We start from the raw sequence: 18,274 nt of genomic DNA on the forward strand, positions 1-18,274 counted from the left end.
ACACGTAGTATATTTATCTATATACTTTACAAAACTATTAGCTATATTAAAATTAATGATTCCAATATTTATTATATGTTATTTTATTATTTACCTATACTATAAAGGTATTAGAAAGAGTTTTATAATATATAAAAAAGGTACAAGAGGTTAATGCTAAGAGAAGTAAAATAGAGAAAATAATATTTATAATAATTAATTTTATAATATCATTTATGGTTTCGTTTTATATGTCATGTAGGTATTGGTATACAATATTACAATTTCAAAGCTCTTCAAGTTTTAATGAAAAAGATCCAATTTTTAATATTGATATATCTTTCTATGTTTTTAAGTTACCTTTAATACAATCATTATATAGGCTTATTATGCTTATACTTATATTTTTAGTTATTATTACATTGGTGACTTATTTTGTTCTGTTTACTAGAGATAAGTATACTTATGGAAAAAAAGGAGTTTCTAAATTTAGTTACATAAGAAGTGGTATAACTAAATTTGCAGGAAGACAACTGGCAATAATTTTAGCTTTGATTTTCTTTATGCTATCTTTAGGATATATTATAAAGTCTTTAAATTTAGTGTATAGTTCAAGAGGTATTTCATTTGGGGCTAGTTATACAGACATACATATTTCATTAATATTCTTTATATTGATTTCTATAGTTTGTTTAATTTCTTCGTTTGTTGCCTTTGTAAGTATATTAAGAACAAAAGTGAAGCCAATAATTATTTCGGTTTGTTTAATAATTTTACTGGTTATCTCTGAAAATGCAATATCCTTTGTATTTCAGAATGTATTTGTAAAATCTAATGAAAAAATTCTAGAAAATAAATATATAAAATATAGCATGGATTTTACTAAGAAAGCATTTAACTTAGATAAAGTTGATGTAAAATCTTATGATGTTAAGGATAAATTGTTACAAGAAGATATAAATAATAATCAAGATACAATAAATAATATAAAGTTGAATTCATTTACACAGTCATTAGAATTTTACAATCAAGTACAAGTATACAGATATTATTATAATTTTAATGATGTAGATGTAGACAGGTACAATATAGATGGAAAGCAGACAGAAGTATTTCTAGCGCCAAGAGAAATAGAACAAAACTCATTAGTTGGTAATGCAGAAACATGGCAAAACAAGCACCTTAGTTATACTCATGGCTATGGAATGGTTATGAGTAAAGTGAATTCAATTACTAGTGAAGGGCAACCTGAATTTCTTATGAAAGATATACCTACAAATAATAAATCAGGTATTGTTTTAGACAATCCTAGAATCTACTTTGGTGAAAGTACAGATGATTATGCTATTGTTAATACTAAACTAGGTGAATTTGATTATCCTGAAGAAAGTATGGATAAAAATTATAATTACAATGGGAAAGCTGGTATAAAAGCTAATTTTATTAATAGAATTTTATTTGCAATTAATAAAAGAAATTTTAATTTTATTGTATCAAATTCTATAAATAGTAACAGTAAAATTATAATCAATAGAAATATATTAAACAGAGTTAAAAAAATAGCTCCTTTTTTGACCTATGATAATGATCCCTATGCAGTAGTTTATAATGGTAGAATATATTGGGTAATAGATGCTTATACAACATCCAATAGATATCCTTTTTCTGAGCCAATAAATCACATAAATTATATAAGAAATTCTGTTAAGGTAGTAATAGATGCATTTAATGGTGATATTAATTTCTATCAAATAGACAAAAGTGATCCAATTGCTAATAGTTATAACAAAATTTTTAAAGGTCTATTTAAAGATATAAATAGTGCACCTAAGGGAATAAGAGAGCACTTTAGATATCCAGAGGATTTGTTTAATATGCAGTGCAATATACTTGGAAAATATCATGTGACAGATCCTAATGTTTTTTATAATGGAGAAGATTTGTGGTCGATATCTGAAAATCAAAAGAATATAGAAGGTAAAAAAAGTACAAATGAATCTTCATATATTATTATGAAACTTCCAGGTGAAAAGAAAGAGGAAGCAGTTTTAACTGAATATTTTAATATGAAAAACAAAGAAAATATGGTTGGAATATTTGCAGCAAGAATGGATGGCGATAATTACGGAAAATTAGTTATGTATAGGCTTCCTACAGAAAAGACTATATATAGTCCTTATTTGTTTAAACAAAAGATTAATCAGAATCCAGACATATCTAAAGAGATAGCACTTTGGAATACTCAAGGATCACAAGTTCAATTTGTCGATACTTCAATTATACCTATAAATAATTCACTTTTATATGTGGAGCCTCTATATTTAAGAGCACAGGGTAAAAATAGTATTCCAGAAGTAAAAAGAGTTATACTGTCTTCAGGAGAAGACTTTATCATGGCTCCAGATATGGAGAGTGCGTTAAAGAAGTTATTTAATAATTCTACTGGAGAAACTTCAAATAATATACAATCTATATCAAATAATGATGAAAGATTAAAGCAAGCTAAAGATATTTATGATAAGGCCATAGAAGCACAAAAAAATGGAGATTGGAATAAATATGGTGAGTACATTAAAGAATTAGGTAATACTTTAGAAAATATATCGAAATAAAAATGTATCTATACTAAATATGTTTAAAAATTATCCAATGGGTAATAATGTTAAATATATTATAGTATAGGAGAAAGTATTATGAGGTTAAAATGCCTTGGTAGGTTTATATTATCATGTTTAATATGTACAATTATGACTTCAATTTTTATAATTATACCATCATTTTTCTTTGCATCAGTACCAAATCAAGATAAAGCAATAGAAACATCTGTAAAAGTTATAGATGAAAATGCTATTAAAGATACACTTAAAAAAGATATGCAGAATAAATTAAAAGACAGTATAGCCGTATTTTCTCTTAATGACTGTTTTAAAAAAACATATTATATAAGTCATGATGGAGTAAAGATGTATAAGAAAATAGGGGATGAAAATAGCTTAATAAGATGTTTGGACAATAATGACGAAATTGTAGCATACAAAGAAGAAAATGGATATATTTATTGTGAAAATAATTCTGGAGACAAGGGTTGGATAAGGAAAAGTGATAATGATTTAAAACCTATGATTTTTAATGTAACTAGGTATGTAATAGATGTAAACTTAACGAAACAAAATATAAATATATACGAAAATGGAAAGAACATAAGAAAAAATATTATGTGTTCAACTGGAATTTTGGGTAATTCTGATACTGAAACCCCTAGTGGAATTTTTAAGATAAAAACTAAGCTTTCGTATCCAAATGGGTTTACAGTGAATGATGGTGATGGTACTAAAGAAACTGTAATGTATCCAGTACAATTTTTTTCAAATTATTTAATACATTCAGTACCAATTAACCAGATTCAGCATAATAATAGAATAGAACAGGAAGAAAATAAAGTAGAAAAAAGTAAACTTGGAAATCCAGCATCTCATGGATGTATTAGAGTGGCTATGGATGATGCAAAGTGGATATATAATAATACTTCAAAAGATACTGAGGTATATATACACTACTAAAATATCTTTAGTTTTATAATCAATTAACAAAATTGTTGTTGACATACTATTTTTGTGAGCATATAATGATAATAATTTATAAAACCTATGAAGAGAATAGTAACTTAATGAAATTTATAGAGAGTCGATGGCTGGTGTAAATCGATAATTATCATTTTGTGAATCCACCTCAGAGGGATTGCGATGAGCAATACGGTGTTAATAACCGTTATTTTAATTAAGAGGATCAATTTTTTTGATCAACTAGGGTGGCAACGCGGAGCCTTTCGTCCCTTATTTGGACGAGAGGCTCTTTTTATTTTCCGGAAAATAAAAATTCTATTCTAATAATAGTAAAAATATATAATATTTGGGGTAATATTATAAAGATCTATTTAATTTATTAAGGGGGCAATAAAATATGCATAAAAAATTATTTATTCCAGGACCTGTAGAGGTAAGTGAAGATGTACTTTTAAAAATGGCAACACCAATGATTGGCCATAGAGGTAAAGAAGCATCAGAGCTTCAAAAAAGTATAAGTGATAAATTAAAAATAGTATTTAATACTAAAGAGGAAATATTACTTTCAACATCATCTGGAAGTGGATTAATGGAAGGTGCAGTTAGATCTTGTACAAAAAAAAGAGCAGCTATATTTTCAATAGGAGCCTTCGGGAAAAAGTGGTATGAGATTGCCAAGTGTAATGGTGTACCAGCTGATTTATATGAATTTGAATGGGGAGAGGTATTAAAGCCTGAATTTGTAGATGAAGTTTTAAAGACAGGAAAGTACGACTTAATTACTATCACTCATAATGAAACTTCCACAGGAATAATGAACCCGGTGGAAAAGATTGCAGAAGTAGTTAAAAAGTATCCAGATGTAGTTTGGTGTTTAGATACTGTAAGTTCTATGGCAGGTACAAGAATTGATGTGGATAAACTAGGTGTTGATATTTGTGTAACATCATCTCAAAAAGCATTAGGATTACCTCCGGGAATAGCTGTATGTTCATTTTCAACTAAGGCAATAGATAGAGCAAAGCAAGTTGAGAATAGAGGTTTCTATTTCGATCTTTTAAAATTGCATGAAGCTATTATAAAGAGAAATTATCAATATCCATCTACACCATCAATTTCTCATATGTATGCATTAGACTATGCACTTGATAAGATGTTAGAAGAAGGAATGGATAATAGATTTAAAAGACATATAGAAATGGCAGAGTATGTAAGAGCCTGGGCAGAAAAGTATTTTGATATATTCGGGGATAAAAAACATCTTTCAAATACTGTTACTGTAATAAAAAACACAAGAGGAATTAGTATAGCTGATTTAAATAAAGCACTTGGAGAACGTGGCCTAACTCTTGCAAATGGATATGGAAAAATAAAAGATAAAACTTTTAGAATTGCTCATATGGCAGAATGTTCTCTAGATGATATAAAAGATCTTATAGAAAATATAAATGACATACTGAAGTTACAATAAATTAATAAATTTTTGGGGGCGAAATTTATGATAAGAATATTGGCTAATGATGGAATGGAAAAAGTGGCTATAGATGCTTTAGTAGAAAAAGGGTACGAAGTTTTAAAAGATCATCTTGAAGGTGATGATCTTTTAAAAGAAATAAAAAATATAGATTGTTTAGTAGTTAGATCTGCTACTAAAGTTAGGAAAGATCTAATAGATATGGCAGCTAGTACTGGAAAATTAAAGCTTGTTATAAGAGGCGGAGTTGGAATTGATAATATAGATGCAGCTTATGCATTAGAAAATGGAATACAAGTTAACAATACTCCTAATGCAAGTAGTATATCAGTTGCGGAAATGACTTTTGGCCATATGTTAGCAATCTCAAGAAAAATACATTTATCTAACGTTACAATGAGAGAAGGTAAATGGGAGAAGAAAAAGTATCAAGGGACTGAATTATATGGAAAGACATTAGGATTAATTGGATTTGGAAGAATTGCTAGAGAGGTAGCAAAAAGAGCTGAAGCTTTTGGTATGAAGGTTATATATTATGATATATGTACAACAAATGATCATGGTAAATCTGTTTGTACAACTAAAGAAGATGTTCTAAGTAAGGCGGATTTTATATCACTTCATATTCCTTATAAAAAAGGGGAACCTTATGTTATAAGGGAAAAGGAATTTGAAATTATGAAAGATGGTGTATATATAATAAACTGTGCTAGAGGAGGAGTTATTGATGAAAAAGCATTAATTAAAGCTATAGATAATGGTAAGATAGCTGGAGCAGCATTAGATGTTTTCGAAAAAGAGCCTCCAACTAATGAATTAATAATAAACAATCCTAAAATATCTTTAACTCCACATATAGGGGCAGCTACAGTTGAGGCACAGGGTAGAATTGGAGAGGAAATTATTAATATAGTAGATGAATTTTTTAATAAAAAGAATTAATTTTAGGAGGAGTTAAGGTGGCCAGAATTAAAGCATTTAATGCATTACGACCAGATAGTAAACTAGTTGAAAAGGTAGCTGCTCTTCCTTATGATGTTATGAATTATGAAGAAGCTAAAGGTATGGTAGAAGGAAACCCTTATTCTTTTCTCTATGTTGATAGAGCAGAAATAGATTTTCAATATGATATAGATCCTTATGATTCTAGGGTATATGAAAAGGCAAAAAATAATCTGGATAACTTTATAGATAAAGGTGTACTTCTAAAGGATGAAAAGCCAAATCTATATATTTATAGACAGATAATGAGTGGTAGAAGTCAAACAGGACTTGTATGCTGTACCGCTATAGATGATTATATTAATGGAGTTATAAAAAGGCATGAGCACACAAGAGCGGATAAGGAAAAGGATAGAATAAATCATGTAGATATATGCAATGCAAATACAGGACCTATATTTTTAACCTATAAAAAGAATACAGATATAAGCAATGTAATTGAAAATGAAACAAAAAAAATACCATCATATAATTTTGCTACAGGGGATGGAATTACTCATATAGTATGGGTTATAGAAGATGATGATATCGTAGGAAGATTAACTCTTATGTTTGAAAATGTAGACTCTTTATATATAGCAGATGGTCATCATAGAGCAGCAGCTGCGGTTAAAGTTGGGATCAATAGACGAAAAGAAAATCTAAATAATAAAAGTAGAGAATCTGATTATTTTCTTTCAGTTTTATATCCTGATGAAGAATTAAAGATTTTTGATTATAATAGAGTAGTTAAAGATTTAAATGGATTTACTATTGAAGAATTAATAAACAATATATCTAAAAATTTTCATGTTGAAAAATTGAAAATTTCAAAACCATTTAAACCTAGTGAAACACATACTTTCGGTATGTATGTAGAAAAACAATGGTATAAATTAAAAGCGAAAGATAATACTTTTAATAAAGAGGATGCTGTAGAATCATTAGATGTATCCATTCTTCAAAATAATTTACTAGCACCTATACTAGGGGTAGATGATCCAAGGAAAGATAAAAGAGTTGATTTTGTAGGTGGTATACGTGGGCTTAATGGTTTAGTGGAAAGGGTTGGAAAAGATATGAAAATTGCATTTTCCATGTACCCTACTACTATAGAAGAACTTATGAGGATTGCCGACGAAGGAAAAGTTATGCCACCTAAGTCAACTTGGTTTGAACCTAAGATAAGAAGTGGATTGTTTATACACACATTAGATTAGTTTTGTATTTCACAAAAGCTTTGTAATACTGTGATTAGTGGCTTTGAATAGGCAATTTAATTGAATTTTTAACCTATAAATGATAAACTAACATGGTGAGCTAAAATATTGTAGATAATATAATAATGGATAATTAAATTTTAGTTTTAATATTTGAATATAAAATTTTTATATAATAACCTGAATTGAAAGGAGGAATTCTATAAAACTTAAAGATTAAGTTTTATAGTATCATTATGTTAGATTTAAAAAGAATAAGAACAAATCCAGATGAAATCAAAAGATTACTTACTAATAGAGGTGAAGATTTTGATTTAGGTAATATTGATAAAGTAGTTGAATTAGATGAAAAGAGAAGAAAAATTCTTGTTGAGGTTGAAAATTTAAAGAATAAGAGAAATAAGGAATCAGCAGAAATTGCAAAGTTAAAAAGAGCTGGTGAAAATGCAGATAATATAATGGCTGATATGAAAAAGCTTTCTGAAGAAGTAAAGTCTTTGGATGCAGAAGTAGTAAAAGTAGATGAAGAAATAGAATATATAATGATGAGAATACCCAATATACCACATGACAGTGTACCAGAAGGTAAGTCGGATGAAGATAATGTGGAAATAAGAAAATGGGGTGAACCAAGAAAGTTTGATTTTGAATCTAAAGCACACTGGGATATTGGAAAAGACCTTAATATATTAGATTTTGAAAGAGCTGGAAAAGTAACTGGTTCAAGATTTACATTTTATAAGGGCCTTGGTGCTAGATTAGAAAGATCTATTATAAGTTATTTTTTAGATACTCATGTTGAAAAGCACGGTTATACAGAAATATTACCACCATACATGGTTAATAGAGATAGTATGACTGGAACTGGACAGTTACCTAAATTTGAAGAGGATGCATTTAAAGTTGAAAATAATGGCTTTTTCTTGATTCCTACAGCAGAAGTTCCTGTTACTAACCTTTTTAGGGATGAGGTTTTAAAGGGTGAGGATTTACCTATAAAGTTTGCGGCATATAGTGCATGTTTTAGATCAGAAGCAGGTTCTGCTGGTAGAGATACTAGGGGATTAGTTCGTCAGCATCAATTTAATAAGGTAGAACTTGTTAAGTTTGCAAAACCTGAGGAGTCCTATAGAGAACTTGATAAACTTACAGCAGATGCAGAGGAAGTTCTTCAACTTTTAGGTCTTCCTTATAGAGTAGTTAGGATATGTAAAGGTGACTTAGGATTTACTGCTGCAATAAAATATGATATTGAAGTTTGGATGCCAAGTTATAATAGATATGTGGAGATATCAAGTTGTAGTAATTTTGAAGATTTTCAAGCAAGACGTGCCAATATAAGATACAAAGAGGATACTAAATCTAAACCTCAATTTGTTCATACTATTAATGGTTCTGGAGTTGCTGTTGGTAGAACTGTAGCTGCAGTACTTGAAAATTATCAAAATCAAGATGGAACTGTAACTATACCAGAAATTTTAAGACCATATATGGGTGGAAAAGATTTAATAAAATAATAAAATAAGCTATAGTTAAAATTATACATTAACTTATTATAACTTATTAAGCTTAAGAATATATATGGTTTATTTTATAAAATAGCTAGATTTTTGTATAGATAAAAGTTATAAGTAAGGGCAATTATTATTAAAAAACCTTACTTATAACTTTTTATTTTATATTTATTTGTTTTTATTATTCAAATCTCAAAGAATCTACAGGATTTAATTTTGCTGCCTTTCTAGCTGGTATAATGCCTGCAATCATAGCAACTATGATTGTGAATACAATTGTGAATATTACAGTTGATACTTTTATATCCACCATTTTCATACCTTGTTCGATCCCACCTATTTTATTTGCTATAAGTATTTTATTTATAATAGTTCCGATTATTAAGGCTACTATAGTACCAATGGCAGCACCAACAAAACCAAGACTTCCAGATTGTACTACAAACATTCTTCTTATATTCTTCCTTGATGCTCCTTGTGCTTTCATTATTCCTATAGATTTAGTCTTTTCATGTACAGCCATGGACATGGTGTTAATAACACCTATGGAAGCAACTAAAAGAACTATTACTCCCGCAGCAGTAAGAAGTGCTTTAACTATTGTCATCATAGTATTCATTTGATTTACTTGAGAAATACTTGATTGAGTTGTATAGCCTAGTTTCTTAATAGAATCATTTATTTTTGAAACATCCTCCATAGATTTAGATTCAATTTGTGCATTAGTATAACCTTTTTTATTTATATAATCTGTCTCATTCATGTAGTAATCTTGGATAGTTGCAGATAATTCATCTGAAGTAGTAATAATGTTTTTTCCACTTGTAAAGGCTTTATTTACAACTCCAGCTACCTTTGATTTTATTATAAGAGGACTTTTCTGTGGTACCCCTTCTATTTTAGGAAAAGAGATCTTTATCTCTATGACATTTCCAATAACGCTTTTATAATCTTTTATTCCTATTTTATCTAATAAGCCTTGTCCTATAAGTATAGAATCTTTATTATTTTGTTGTAATATTTCTCCGGCAATAATGGGATCAGAACCATATTTTTTGACCTTTTTTTTATCCGCTTTAATTTGATTTTTTTCTCCATCAGTAAATATTGAGAAACTCAAATTGTTACCATTTATATCAACTTTTTTAGCTGTTTTATCTTGTAGAGTAATTTCTGTAGCAATTGTATCTATTGATGCTGTAACCTGTGAAACTCCATTTATATTTTTCATTTTATTAAGATTATCAATATCTATTTTTTTGATTTTAGTATCATTTCCAGAATTATTTATAGATATTGTTCTAAAAGAATCTACTTGCCTTATTTGATCATTACTTATTGTTTGAATACCTTGTCCAAGACCTCCCATTATTATTACAAGAAGAGTACCAATTGCTATGCCAAAACAGGTAAGAGAAGTACGTAATTTTCTTTTATTAAGGTCACTAAAAGCCATTTTTAAACAATCAATCAATTTCATATAAATCACCTTCCTTATGAATTTAATGCTTCTACAGGATCCATTTTTGATGCTTTTCTTGATGGATAAATACCTGCGATTACTGATATCAAGACTGAGAATGCAAGAGATCCTAAAACAAGCCAAGAAGGCATAACAAAATTAATTGTTTCTTTTATATTCTTACTTTGTAAAAATAGCCTTAGTGCTAATTGAATTATATTTATATTAATGGTACTAAAGATTAGCCCCATTATACCTCCGATAAATCCTATTATAGCTGATTGCATTAAGAATATACTGTGAATATTGTTTCTGTTTGCACCTATGGATTTCATAATTCCTATGGATTTAGTTCTTTCATATATAACCATTATCATAGTATTTATTGTACCTACGGCTGCAACAAACAATACAATTAATCCTAAAACTGCAAGTATAACTTTTATTATTTTAAAAGATCCTTTAATTTGTTCTATTATCTTCTGATAACTAAAGGAATAATATCCTATATTTTTTACTGAAGATGATATATTTGATACATCATTCATATCTTTAACATATAAAGTAGCACTATCATATCCCGAATTATCTATATAGTTTTCTTGAAAAGTGAAGTAACTTTTAAATTTATCTGCTAAGTCTAGAGATGAAACTATTGTATTTTTATTTTGAAAACTTTTATCTTCAAATTTATCACCTATTATTCCAATTATTTTTGCTTTGATTTGAAGTGCTGGCAAAACTATGTTGGGGTTTTCTGTTTTGTTCTCAGTAATTATTATTTCTTTGCCCACAACACTTTTGTAATCTTTTATTCCCATGGAATTAAGATAATTTTTACCTATGATTATTGAATTTGTATCTAAACTATTTAAATTTCTTCCTTCAATAATAGGTTCTAATTTATTATTATTATTATTTTTTCTAACTGATTCAATTGTACTATCATTGAAAAAACTATTATTGTTATACGCAGCTATTAATGTAGTAGGATTTTTGTTTTCATTATTATCTATTTTAATATTATCCACATTTGTACTTATACTTGCATTTATTGCAGTTACTCCATTTATATTAGAGAATTTTTTTACCGAGTTATTATCAATTTTTTTAGACATTGAACTCATATCAAAATCTGAGTAATCAGTATTTTCATCATCGTAATATTTTATAGGCATTACACTTACCTGTTTTAATGAATCATTATTTTCAAATTTACTTAAGATTAGATTCTCACCAGATGTTCCAAGACTTACTAGGGTAATTATAAGCATAATACCAACAGCAATAGCTAGTGAAGTAAGAAAGGTTCTTAATTTTCTTCTACTGAGGTCTCTTGATGCTAATCTTAAATTGTCTTTAAATTTCATCCTTTGATACCTCCTGAACTTGTCCGTCTTTTATTTTTATTATTCTCTTTGAGTTTCTAGCTTCATCCATATTATGTGTAACCATAATTATTGTATATCCTTTTTGATTTAAATCGTTCAAAAGTTTCATTATAAGTTCACCATTTTTAGAATCAAGATTTCCAGTAGGTTCATCAGCAAATATTATTTGAGGTTCATTAACAAGAGCTCTTGCGATACTTACTCTTTGTCTTTGCCCACCAGACATTTCACTTGGTCTATGTTTGATCTTATCTGCTAGACCTACCATTTCAAGTGCTTTTTTAGCTTTAACTTTTCGTTCTTTTCCATTCACTCCAGCAAATATCAAAGGCATCATTACATTTTCAAGTGCTGTTTGAGTATTTTCCAGATTAAAGGCTTGGAAGACAAAACCTATGGTTTCATTCCTATATTTAGACATTTGTTTGTCTTTTAGTTTACTTATATCCTTACCATCCACGCAAATACTTCCAGAAGTGGGAGTATCGAGACCACCTACTAGATGCATAAGTGTTGATTTTCCAGAACCAGAAGGACCAACTATTGCTACAAATTCGCCATCATTTATTTTAACACTAACATCATTTAATGCAGTAACCAATTCCTTTCCCATTTTATAAGTTTTTGAAACATTGTTTACTTCTATCATAATTTATACCTCCTAAATTTTTAAAATATTATTATATTTAATTACTTGTAATAGATAAAATATTAATAACTTATCTTAAATAAGCATGTTATTGTGTTATATTAAAATAGTACACTATAGTAATAATTATGTCAATGATATTCAGTTGAAAGTTTATTTTAGAAATGTATACTATAAAGGTTTAGATAAGATAATTTAGATATATAAGTTATAATAAATTATATGAATTAACAAGTGACTATTCATTGGATAAAATAGAATCATAATAATATAATACTTAAAATTATTATATAGAGTATACATTTTAAATTACATGATTTATAACTTACAATTATAAAATTAATCTTACAAATTTGTAATTGTAAGTTATAAGATTTTAAGTCACTCAATTATACAGACGATAATAAATAATAAAATCCCATAGATTTTTATTGTTTTATATTTAAATTTAGGTAAGAAAATTTATCATAAGAATGTATTTTATATTTTATAATTTATGAAATATAAATAATCATAAAAAAAGTGTTGACATCATATATATGAACTGATATAATAATACATGTTGTGAGACGTGGAAAGATGGTCGAGTTGGTTTAAGGCACCGGTCTTGAAAACCGGCGTGCGAGTGATCGTACCTAGGGTTCGAATCCCTATCTTTCCGCCATTTTAATTTAAAAAATTATTTTGAGGGCACATGGAGAAATACTCAAGTGGCTGAAGAGGCGCCCCTGCTAAGGGCGTAGGGCGGGTAACCGTCGCGAGGGTTCAAATCCCTCTTTCTCCGCCAGTAAGACATCTGACTATTGTTAGGTGTTTTATTATTTTTTAGTGATTTATCTATATGGTATTTACTAAAAATTATTTATTTTAGGATGTATCGTAACTTGATTTGCATTTTTTTATATAATGTGATAAAATCTGTTATGTTAATAATAATGTGCGTTAGTAGCTCAGTTGGATAGAGTAGCTGGCTACGAACCAGTTGGCCGGGGGTTCGAATCCCTTCTGACGCACCATGATAAAACCTTGTGATATCAATACTTCACAAGGTTTTTATTATTTTTAAAATTTGTTGTCAAAGTTAAAAAGTTGGCACTTTGTTGGCAAACGAGGGTGAAAAAATTAATCTTGAAAAATATTATTTGTTTTTTCAGTAGCTTATTTTTGAATATCTGGCAATATATGAGCATACAGTTGCTACTGTATCTCCAAGATGTTCAGCTATGGCTTTAGGAGTAATTTTAGATTGTAATAATAGTGTGGCATGAGTATGCCTTAGATCATGAAATTTTATTGGCGGTATGTTGAGTTTTTCATATAAAGACTTTTCTTCAATTTCTCCAGTTTCAGGATTTTTGCATTTATGTTTATATTTTCTTAGTAATCTATTGAAATTACGAGAAATATATCCAGGATAATAAGGAGTTCCATCATTTTTTGCAACAACATAACTCTTTTTATAATAACTTCCTTTAAAATAATCTTTATTTTCTTGTTGTCTATTCTGTATGTCTTCTAAAAAAATAATGAATATGTTTTGATTGGTGAATTAGATGAAAAAGGAGAAATTTATATTCAAAAAAATCGGATGCTAACTACTAAATAAATCTAAAACTAATGAATTTGGTAAAGGAATTACTAAGCTAAAAGAAATTAGAAAGAAAATTCATAATTTAAGGGATCAGTATCATTGTGATGATCTCATAAAATCAGTAAAAGAATTTAATCAATTAATTATCGATGAGGGAATAGAAACTATTGATTGTTTCCTAGGGTTATCTAAAAGTATAGTTGCTAATGATGGTGAAGAGTATAATCCTTCTAATGGAGAAAGAGGAATATTACTTTTACAGAAACTTTTAAAAGAAGAAAGTGATGTCTATATATTGGATGAGCCTGAACTAGGAATGGGAAACTCATACATAAAAAGTGGCCTGTATATTGATGTATGTGGTGAATATATAAAAGAACTTAATAGAGAAATTAAACAAGTACTAAAAAAAATTTCACAAAAAGCTGATGTCCAAATAGAAGAATCTGAATTAGAAAAAGTAGATTTGGATGAAACAACTGTTGGTAATTAATTATAAACTAACTATAAAAATTAACTTTAGATTGTTGTGTAAATTGTAATTAGTATAATTAATATTCTTATAGAGAAAGTGAATGAAATAATCATTTTTCTCTTATGAGGATGGGGTAAGGCCACATCAGGATATTAATTCCATCATGTGGCCTATTTTTATACATATAGCTACTATACTTAGAAATTGACTTTATGTGGTATATGCTTTTCAGTACATGACACAGCAGCTCGTATTACCCCTTCTTAAAGCAAGTGTCCGCCAGACACTTCAATGTCCTGGGCTGTGACCCAGCCGAAATCATCGGACAATAAGTTCACAATGACCTTGGCAATATCTTCGGGTTGGCCCATTCTGCCGAATACAGATTGCTCAGCCAGCGGCTTGATGAATTCAGGATGTTTATCGAATACTCCATCGCCAAAATTGCTGTGAGTAGGACCAGGAGAAACTGCGTTGATCCGAATTTTGCGCGGTGCAAGTTCTTTGGCGACGTAGCGAGTCCAAGATGACAACGCTGCTTTTAACGAGCCGTAGGCAGAGTAACCTGGAAATGATTGGTTCTTGGATGTGCTCGAGGTATTTACAATGGCTCCAGCATCCTCCATGAATCGGACGAGGTGTTGTGTTAAGAAAACGGGTCCTTTGAAGTTCGTATTAAGAATCTTGTCGAAGTACTCTTCGCTCATCTCAATGAACATCATTGGCCCACCGACACCGCCATTATTGACCAAGTAATCAAAAGTCGTTCTGTTCCAAACTTCTTTGAGGTTCTTTTTCACTTCCTGAACGAAACCTTCGAATGTTGATCTTTGAGTCAGATCCAACTTCAGTGCTACAGCCCGAACTCCCTTATTCTTCTCAATTTCCTTAACAATAGCTTCTGCTCTATCTTTATAGGAATTGTATGTGAGAATGACGCTAATTCCGCGTTTGCCAAGCTCAAGCGCGGTTGCTTTTCCAATGCCATTACTTCCACCTGTTACGATTGCGATTTTCATAAGATCCTCCTTGTTTTTGTTGTTCAATTTTGATTCTATTTTAGCCGTTTATGCTGGAATAAACTAGATCCAATGGTGCCATTTTATTGCCTAAAAGCACCACTAGTGCCTAAAACCACTCGAATTATCCCATGTATTTATCTTTAAAAGAGCCTAAAAATGCCATGGAGTTCGGAATTGTGTTGGAAAATAGGAAGTCATGTGATAGAATATGTGTATGAATAAAGTTTTAGATGAAATTATCGATCTAATGAAAAGAGCAGGCACTCGACCAATCGAAACCGGAGTACCTGGGCTAAGCATGATTAAGGGAGACATTCCAACACATCAGCTCGCAGCGCTCTACAAGCCGATGATTGGTTTTACGATTCAAGGAACAAAGATTCTTTTAATTGGGGAACGCAGTACTGCCATGAAAGGGCCTTCATATTACGTGTTACCGGTACATGTTCCTGCAACGGCGAGTGTACATCCAGGCCGTGATGGCCGTCCTTACATGTCCCTCGGTCTTGAGTTAAATCAGAATGTTCTTCAGAGTTTGCTAAGAGATCTTCCTGAAGATCTAATACCAACTGCTTCTGAGCATTTCGCAGCTTGTGAAATAGACATCGAACTCATGGAGGCATGGCTGCGGTTATTGCGATTAACAAAAACTCCAAGAGATATTCCAGCACTTGCACCGGCTTATGAACGCGAAATCCTTTATCGCGTTCTGATGGGATCGCAAGGATGGTATCTGAGGCAACTTGGATTGAGAGAAAGTAATTTTTCTAAGATTTCTCAGACTGTAAAATGGCTTCGTGATAACTATACGAAGCCAATTGACATCGGGGAGATCGCATCAAAAGCTGGTATGGCTATAAATACCTTTCACCGTCAGTTTAAACGGGCAACGGGTTTAAGCCCGATTCAATTTCAAAAGCAGTTAAGGCTTTTGGAGGCCAGAAACCTCATGGAATTTGAGGGCTATGCAGTAGCCAGTGCCGCATATCAAGTTGGCTATCAGAGTCCCTCACAGTTTAATCGAGAGTACTCCCGCTTCTTCGGTGCACCTCCAGCTAGGGACACTGAGAAGCTAAGACGAATTGAAAGCGCGAGGGATTAGCGATTAGCCAGTCGCTTCTATCAAAGTAATCTAATCTCTACGATTAAGTTCTCGCCGACCATAAATTACTATTCTTCGATCCTCAATCTTCAATGTGATCGCTAAGAGGCCGACACTTTTGTGTGGTCCGATGTACTGGTTCCATGGTCAGAGAGGCAATCAAACGTGGAGAACAGGTAATGGCTGAAGTAGCTAAAGCAAATGGGAAAGCTCATTAAAATGCTGAATAAGGTAATGCCCGGAACAATACTGTTCCGGGTATTTTTTTATTGGATTTAAAAGGTGAAGTAGTACTAGCAACGGGCAAGTGTGCTTAATATTTTAATGAACGCAATAACTGTTTGGAATACAGTCTATTGAATATCTTAGAAAAAGAAATGAGCTTAATGAAGATTTGTTAAGCCATGTTTCACCTTTGAATTGGGAACATATAAACCTATATGGCCATTACAGTTTCGATAAGAAAAATATCATAACTCTTGATAGTTTGAGACCTTTAAATATAAAATCCGAATAATATAAGCACTATCAACTCATAATTTAGGTGCAGGCCTTAGTAGAGTATAAAAAATAAGGACTTTATGGTTTTTAAATCTTTAGAGTATAATTTCCGCGTTTTGATACCTGCTACCTCAAATGAGGAAAAAGTACAACCTATCAAAATGTCATGGACTCCAATAAGAAGACATATCATGATTAGACATAAGGCTACACCCTATAACATTAACTTGAAAGAATATTTTGAAAATAGAAAAAGCAAAAACAAAAACTTGACCGAAGGGGAACAAGTATGCTCGAGCTGTATGTTTTGAAAGAGATACGTACAGTTCTTAGGCGAGAAAGGAGGAGTAATCCTCCCTACTTAGCCGACAATACACTTACAAATAGTAATTTGTAGAAAAATTTAAAACGAATATTATATTGTATGTGATTGTATAAAGGTGCTCTGATATTATAATAATGATGGAACAGTATTTTATAATAAAAATGAAATTGAAGTGGACAATAGAAAACAGAAAATGACAGGATTAAGTTATTTCATAGATATAGAATATTATTGAGAGGTAAAACTGATGGAATGGATAGGAAGTTTAAAATTGGCAATCAATTATATGGAAAAACATTTGTTAGAAAATATCAGTGCCGATGAAGTGGCAGATGCAGTTTATATGATTGCAGGAACATATAATGGCAGCAGTGTACCAGAAGGAATGAAAATATTTGAAATTTCTGCATTGGAATGGGCAAAATTCAAATGTACAGGTCCATTGCCAGGATCATTGCAGTCTGTGAATACTCAAATCTTTAAAGCGTGGCTGCCAGGTAATCCGGATTATGAGATTGCAACTGGAATGAATATTGAGTGGTACTCAAACGGAGATTGTAGTTCTTCTGATTATGAAAGTGAAATCTGGATTCCAGTAAAGAAAAAGCAGTAGAATTCTTAACAGCTGAATAAATTCCAATTTACATGCATATTAAAATGAGCATAATGTGTAATTGATTTAATTCATATTTTTCTTACAAGACGAAGTATAAGAAACAAATTATATGTTGGCACTTTTGTTGGCAAATAATATTTTTCTATTATTATATTAAAAGTAAAAACTAGGGATTGCTTTAATAAATAAAATTGTATTTATCGTAATCATATATACAGATCAAGAACTATATTCTAATTTAATACAAAAGTATTTGTTATTGATTCAGAGAACATATCTATAAATTATCTAAATTTAACAAATTATATAATTGCCAGTTTGTTTAGAACTCAGCTACTTACTATTATTAATGTATAATTTTAATTGCAATTTATATATTAATTATTTATAACTATAATAGCTATAGATT

The 18,274-nt window shown here is 30.1% G+C and carries 14 protein-coding genes, 3 tRNA genes and 1 other annotated feature; of the genes, 13 read left to right on the forward strand and 4 right to left on the reverse strand.

All coding sequences use genetic code 11. The annotated features are described in order from the left end of the window. Nucleotides 1-194: 194 nt before the first annotated feature. From RH99_RS13540 to serS, 6 genes are all read left to right on the forward strand, one after another. Complete coding sequence (locus RH99_RS13540) at nt 195-2,591, forward strand: UPF0182 family protein (protein WP_373854724.1); 2,397 nt, start codon at nt 195-197, stop codon at nt 2,589-2,591. Nucleotides 2,592-2,672: 81 nt separating this feature from the next. Then, nucleotides 2,673-3,539 (forward strand): L,D-transpeptidase, encoded by an 867-nt coding sequence (locus RH99_RS18335; protein ID WP_010239179.1) that lies wholly within the window; start codon nt 2,673-2,675, stop codon nt 3,537-3,539. Between the two features lie 78 nt (nt 3,540-3,617). Beyond that, nucleotides 3,618-3,816: a binding site (T-box leader), on the forward strand. A 123-nt stretch (nt 3,817-3,939) separates the two neighbouring features. Further along, the gene (locus tag RH99_RS13550; protein WP_010239181.1) at nt 3,940-5,013 is read left to right on the forward strand and encodes a pyridoxal-phosphate-dependent aminotransferase family protein; all 1,074 of its coding nucleotides are present in this window, start codon (nt 3,940-3,942) and stop codon (nt 5,011-5,013) included. 27 nt (nt 5,014-5,040) lie between these two features. Further along, nucleotides 5,041-5,958 (forward strand): D-2-hydroxyacid dehydrogenase, encoded by a 918-nt coding sequence (locus RH99_RS13555; protein WP_010239185.1) that lies wholly within the window; start codon nt 5,041-5,043, stop codon nt 5,956-5,958. 17 nt (nt 5,959-5,975) lie between these two features. Beyond that, complete coding sequence (locus RH99_RS13560; protein ID WP_010239188.1) at nt 5,976-7,217, forward strand: DUF1015 domain-containing protein; 1,242 nt, start codon at nt 5,976-5,978, stop codon at nt 7,215-7,217. Between the two features lie 236 nt (nt 7,218-7,453). After that, nucleotides 7,454-8,734 (forward strand): serine--tRNA ligase, encoded by a 1,281-nt coding sequence (gene serS, locus RH99_RS13565; RefSeq protein WP_010239190.1) that lies wholly within the window; start codon nt 7,454-7,456, stop codon nt 8,732-8,734. Nucleotides 8,735-8,912: 178 nt separating this feature from the next. Here serS and RH99_RS13570 read toward each other — a convergent pair whose 3' ends face one another. Genes RH99_RS13570 through RH99_RS13580 form a run of 3 tightly spaced genes read right to left on the reverse strand, consistent with a single transcriptional unit; the run spans nt 8,913 to nt 12,233 of the window. Beyond that, complete coding sequence (locus RH99_RS13570) at nt 8,913-10,211, reverse strand: ABC transporter permease (RefSeq protein ID WP_010239192.1); 1,299 nt, start codon at nt 10,209-10,211, stop codon at nt 8,913-8,915. Nucleotides 10,212-10,225: 14 nt separating this feature from the next. Then, a complete protein-coding gene (locus RH99_RS13575; RefSeq protein ID WP_010239194.1) occupies nt 10,226-11,563 on the reverse strand; it encodes an ABC transporter permease in 1,338 nt (445 codons plus the stop codon). Next, on the reverse strand, nt 11,553-12,233 hold the full coding sequence (locus RH99_RS13580) for an ABC transporter ATP-binding protein (RefSeq protein WP_010239196.1): 681 nt from the start codon (nt 12,231-12,233) through the stop codon (nt 11,553-11,555). Before RH99_RS13580 ends, RH99_RS13575 begins: the two co-directional genes overlap by 11 nt. 573 nt (nt 12,234-12,806) lie before the next feature. Here RH99_RS13580 and RH99_RS13585 point away from each other — a divergent pair. The 4 genes from RH99_RS13585 to RH99_RS13600 all read left to right on the forward strand — a co-directional run bounded on the left by RH99_RS13585 (nt 12,807) and on the right by RH99_RS13600 (nt 14,317). Further along, nucleotides 12,807-12,897: transfer RNA gene (locus RH99_RS13585), tRNA-Ser, on the forward strand. A 32-nt stretch (nt 12,898-12,929) separates the two neighbouring features. Continuing rightward, nucleotides 12,930-13,020, forward strand: a tRNA-Ser gene (locus tag RH99_RS13590). Nucleotides 13,021-13,172: 152 nt separating this feature from the next. Beyond that, a tRNA-Arg gene (locus tag RH99_RS13595) sits at nt 13,173-13,249 on the forward strand. An 870-nt stretch (nt 13,250-14,119) separates the two neighbouring features. Continuing rightward, the gene (locus RH99_RS13600) at nt 14,120-14,317 is read left to right on the forward strand and encodes a hypothetical protein (RefSeq protein WP_010239199.1); all 198 of its coding nucleotides are present in this window, start codon (nt 14,120-14,122) and stop codon (nt 14,315-14,317) included. A gap of 245 nt (nt 14,318-14,562) precedes the next feature. Here RH99_RS13600 and RH99_RS13605 read toward each other — a convergent pair whose 3' ends face one another. Then, complete coding sequence (locus RH99_RS13605) at nt 14,563-15,318, reverse strand: SDR family NAD(P)-dependent oxidoreductase (protein WP_010239201.1); 756 nt, start codon at nt 15,316-15,318, stop codon at nt 14,563-14,565. Between the two features lie 217 nt (nt 15,319-15,535). Here RH99_RS13605 and RH99_RS13610 point away from each other — a divergent pair, with 217 nt between their 5' ends. The 3 genes from RH99_RS13610 (at nt 15,536) to RH99_RS13615 (ending at nt 17,862) form a co-directional block, all read left to right on the forward strand. Then, nucleotides 15,536-16,423, forward strand: a complete 888-nt coding sequence (locus tag RH99_RS13610) for an AraC family transcriptional regulator (RefSeq protein ID WP_010239203.1) — start codon at nt 15,536-15,538, stop codon at nt 16,421-16,423. A gap of 394 nt (nt 16,424-16,817) precedes the next feature. Further along, the gene (locus tag RH99_RS19020) at nt 16,818-16,940 is read left to right on the forward strand and encodes a hypothetical protein (RefSeq protein ID WP_158511956.1); all 123 of its coding nucleotides are present in this window, start codon (nt 16,818-16,820) and stop codon (nt 16,938-16,940) included. Between the two features lie 556 nt (nt 16,941-17,496). Next, a complete protein-coding gene (locus RH99_RS13615) occupies nt 17,497-17,862 on the forward strand; it encodes a GyrI-like domain-containing protein (protein ID WP_010239206.1) in 366 nt (121 codons plus the stop codon). Nucleotides 17,863-18,274 lie beyond the last annotated feature (412 nt).

The organism is Clostridium arbusti SL206 (assembly GCF_000246895.1).
In the GTDB taxonomy this organism is placed as follows: Bacteria; Bacillota; Clostridia; order Clostridiales; family Clostridiaceae; genus Clostridium_I; species Clostridium_I arbusti.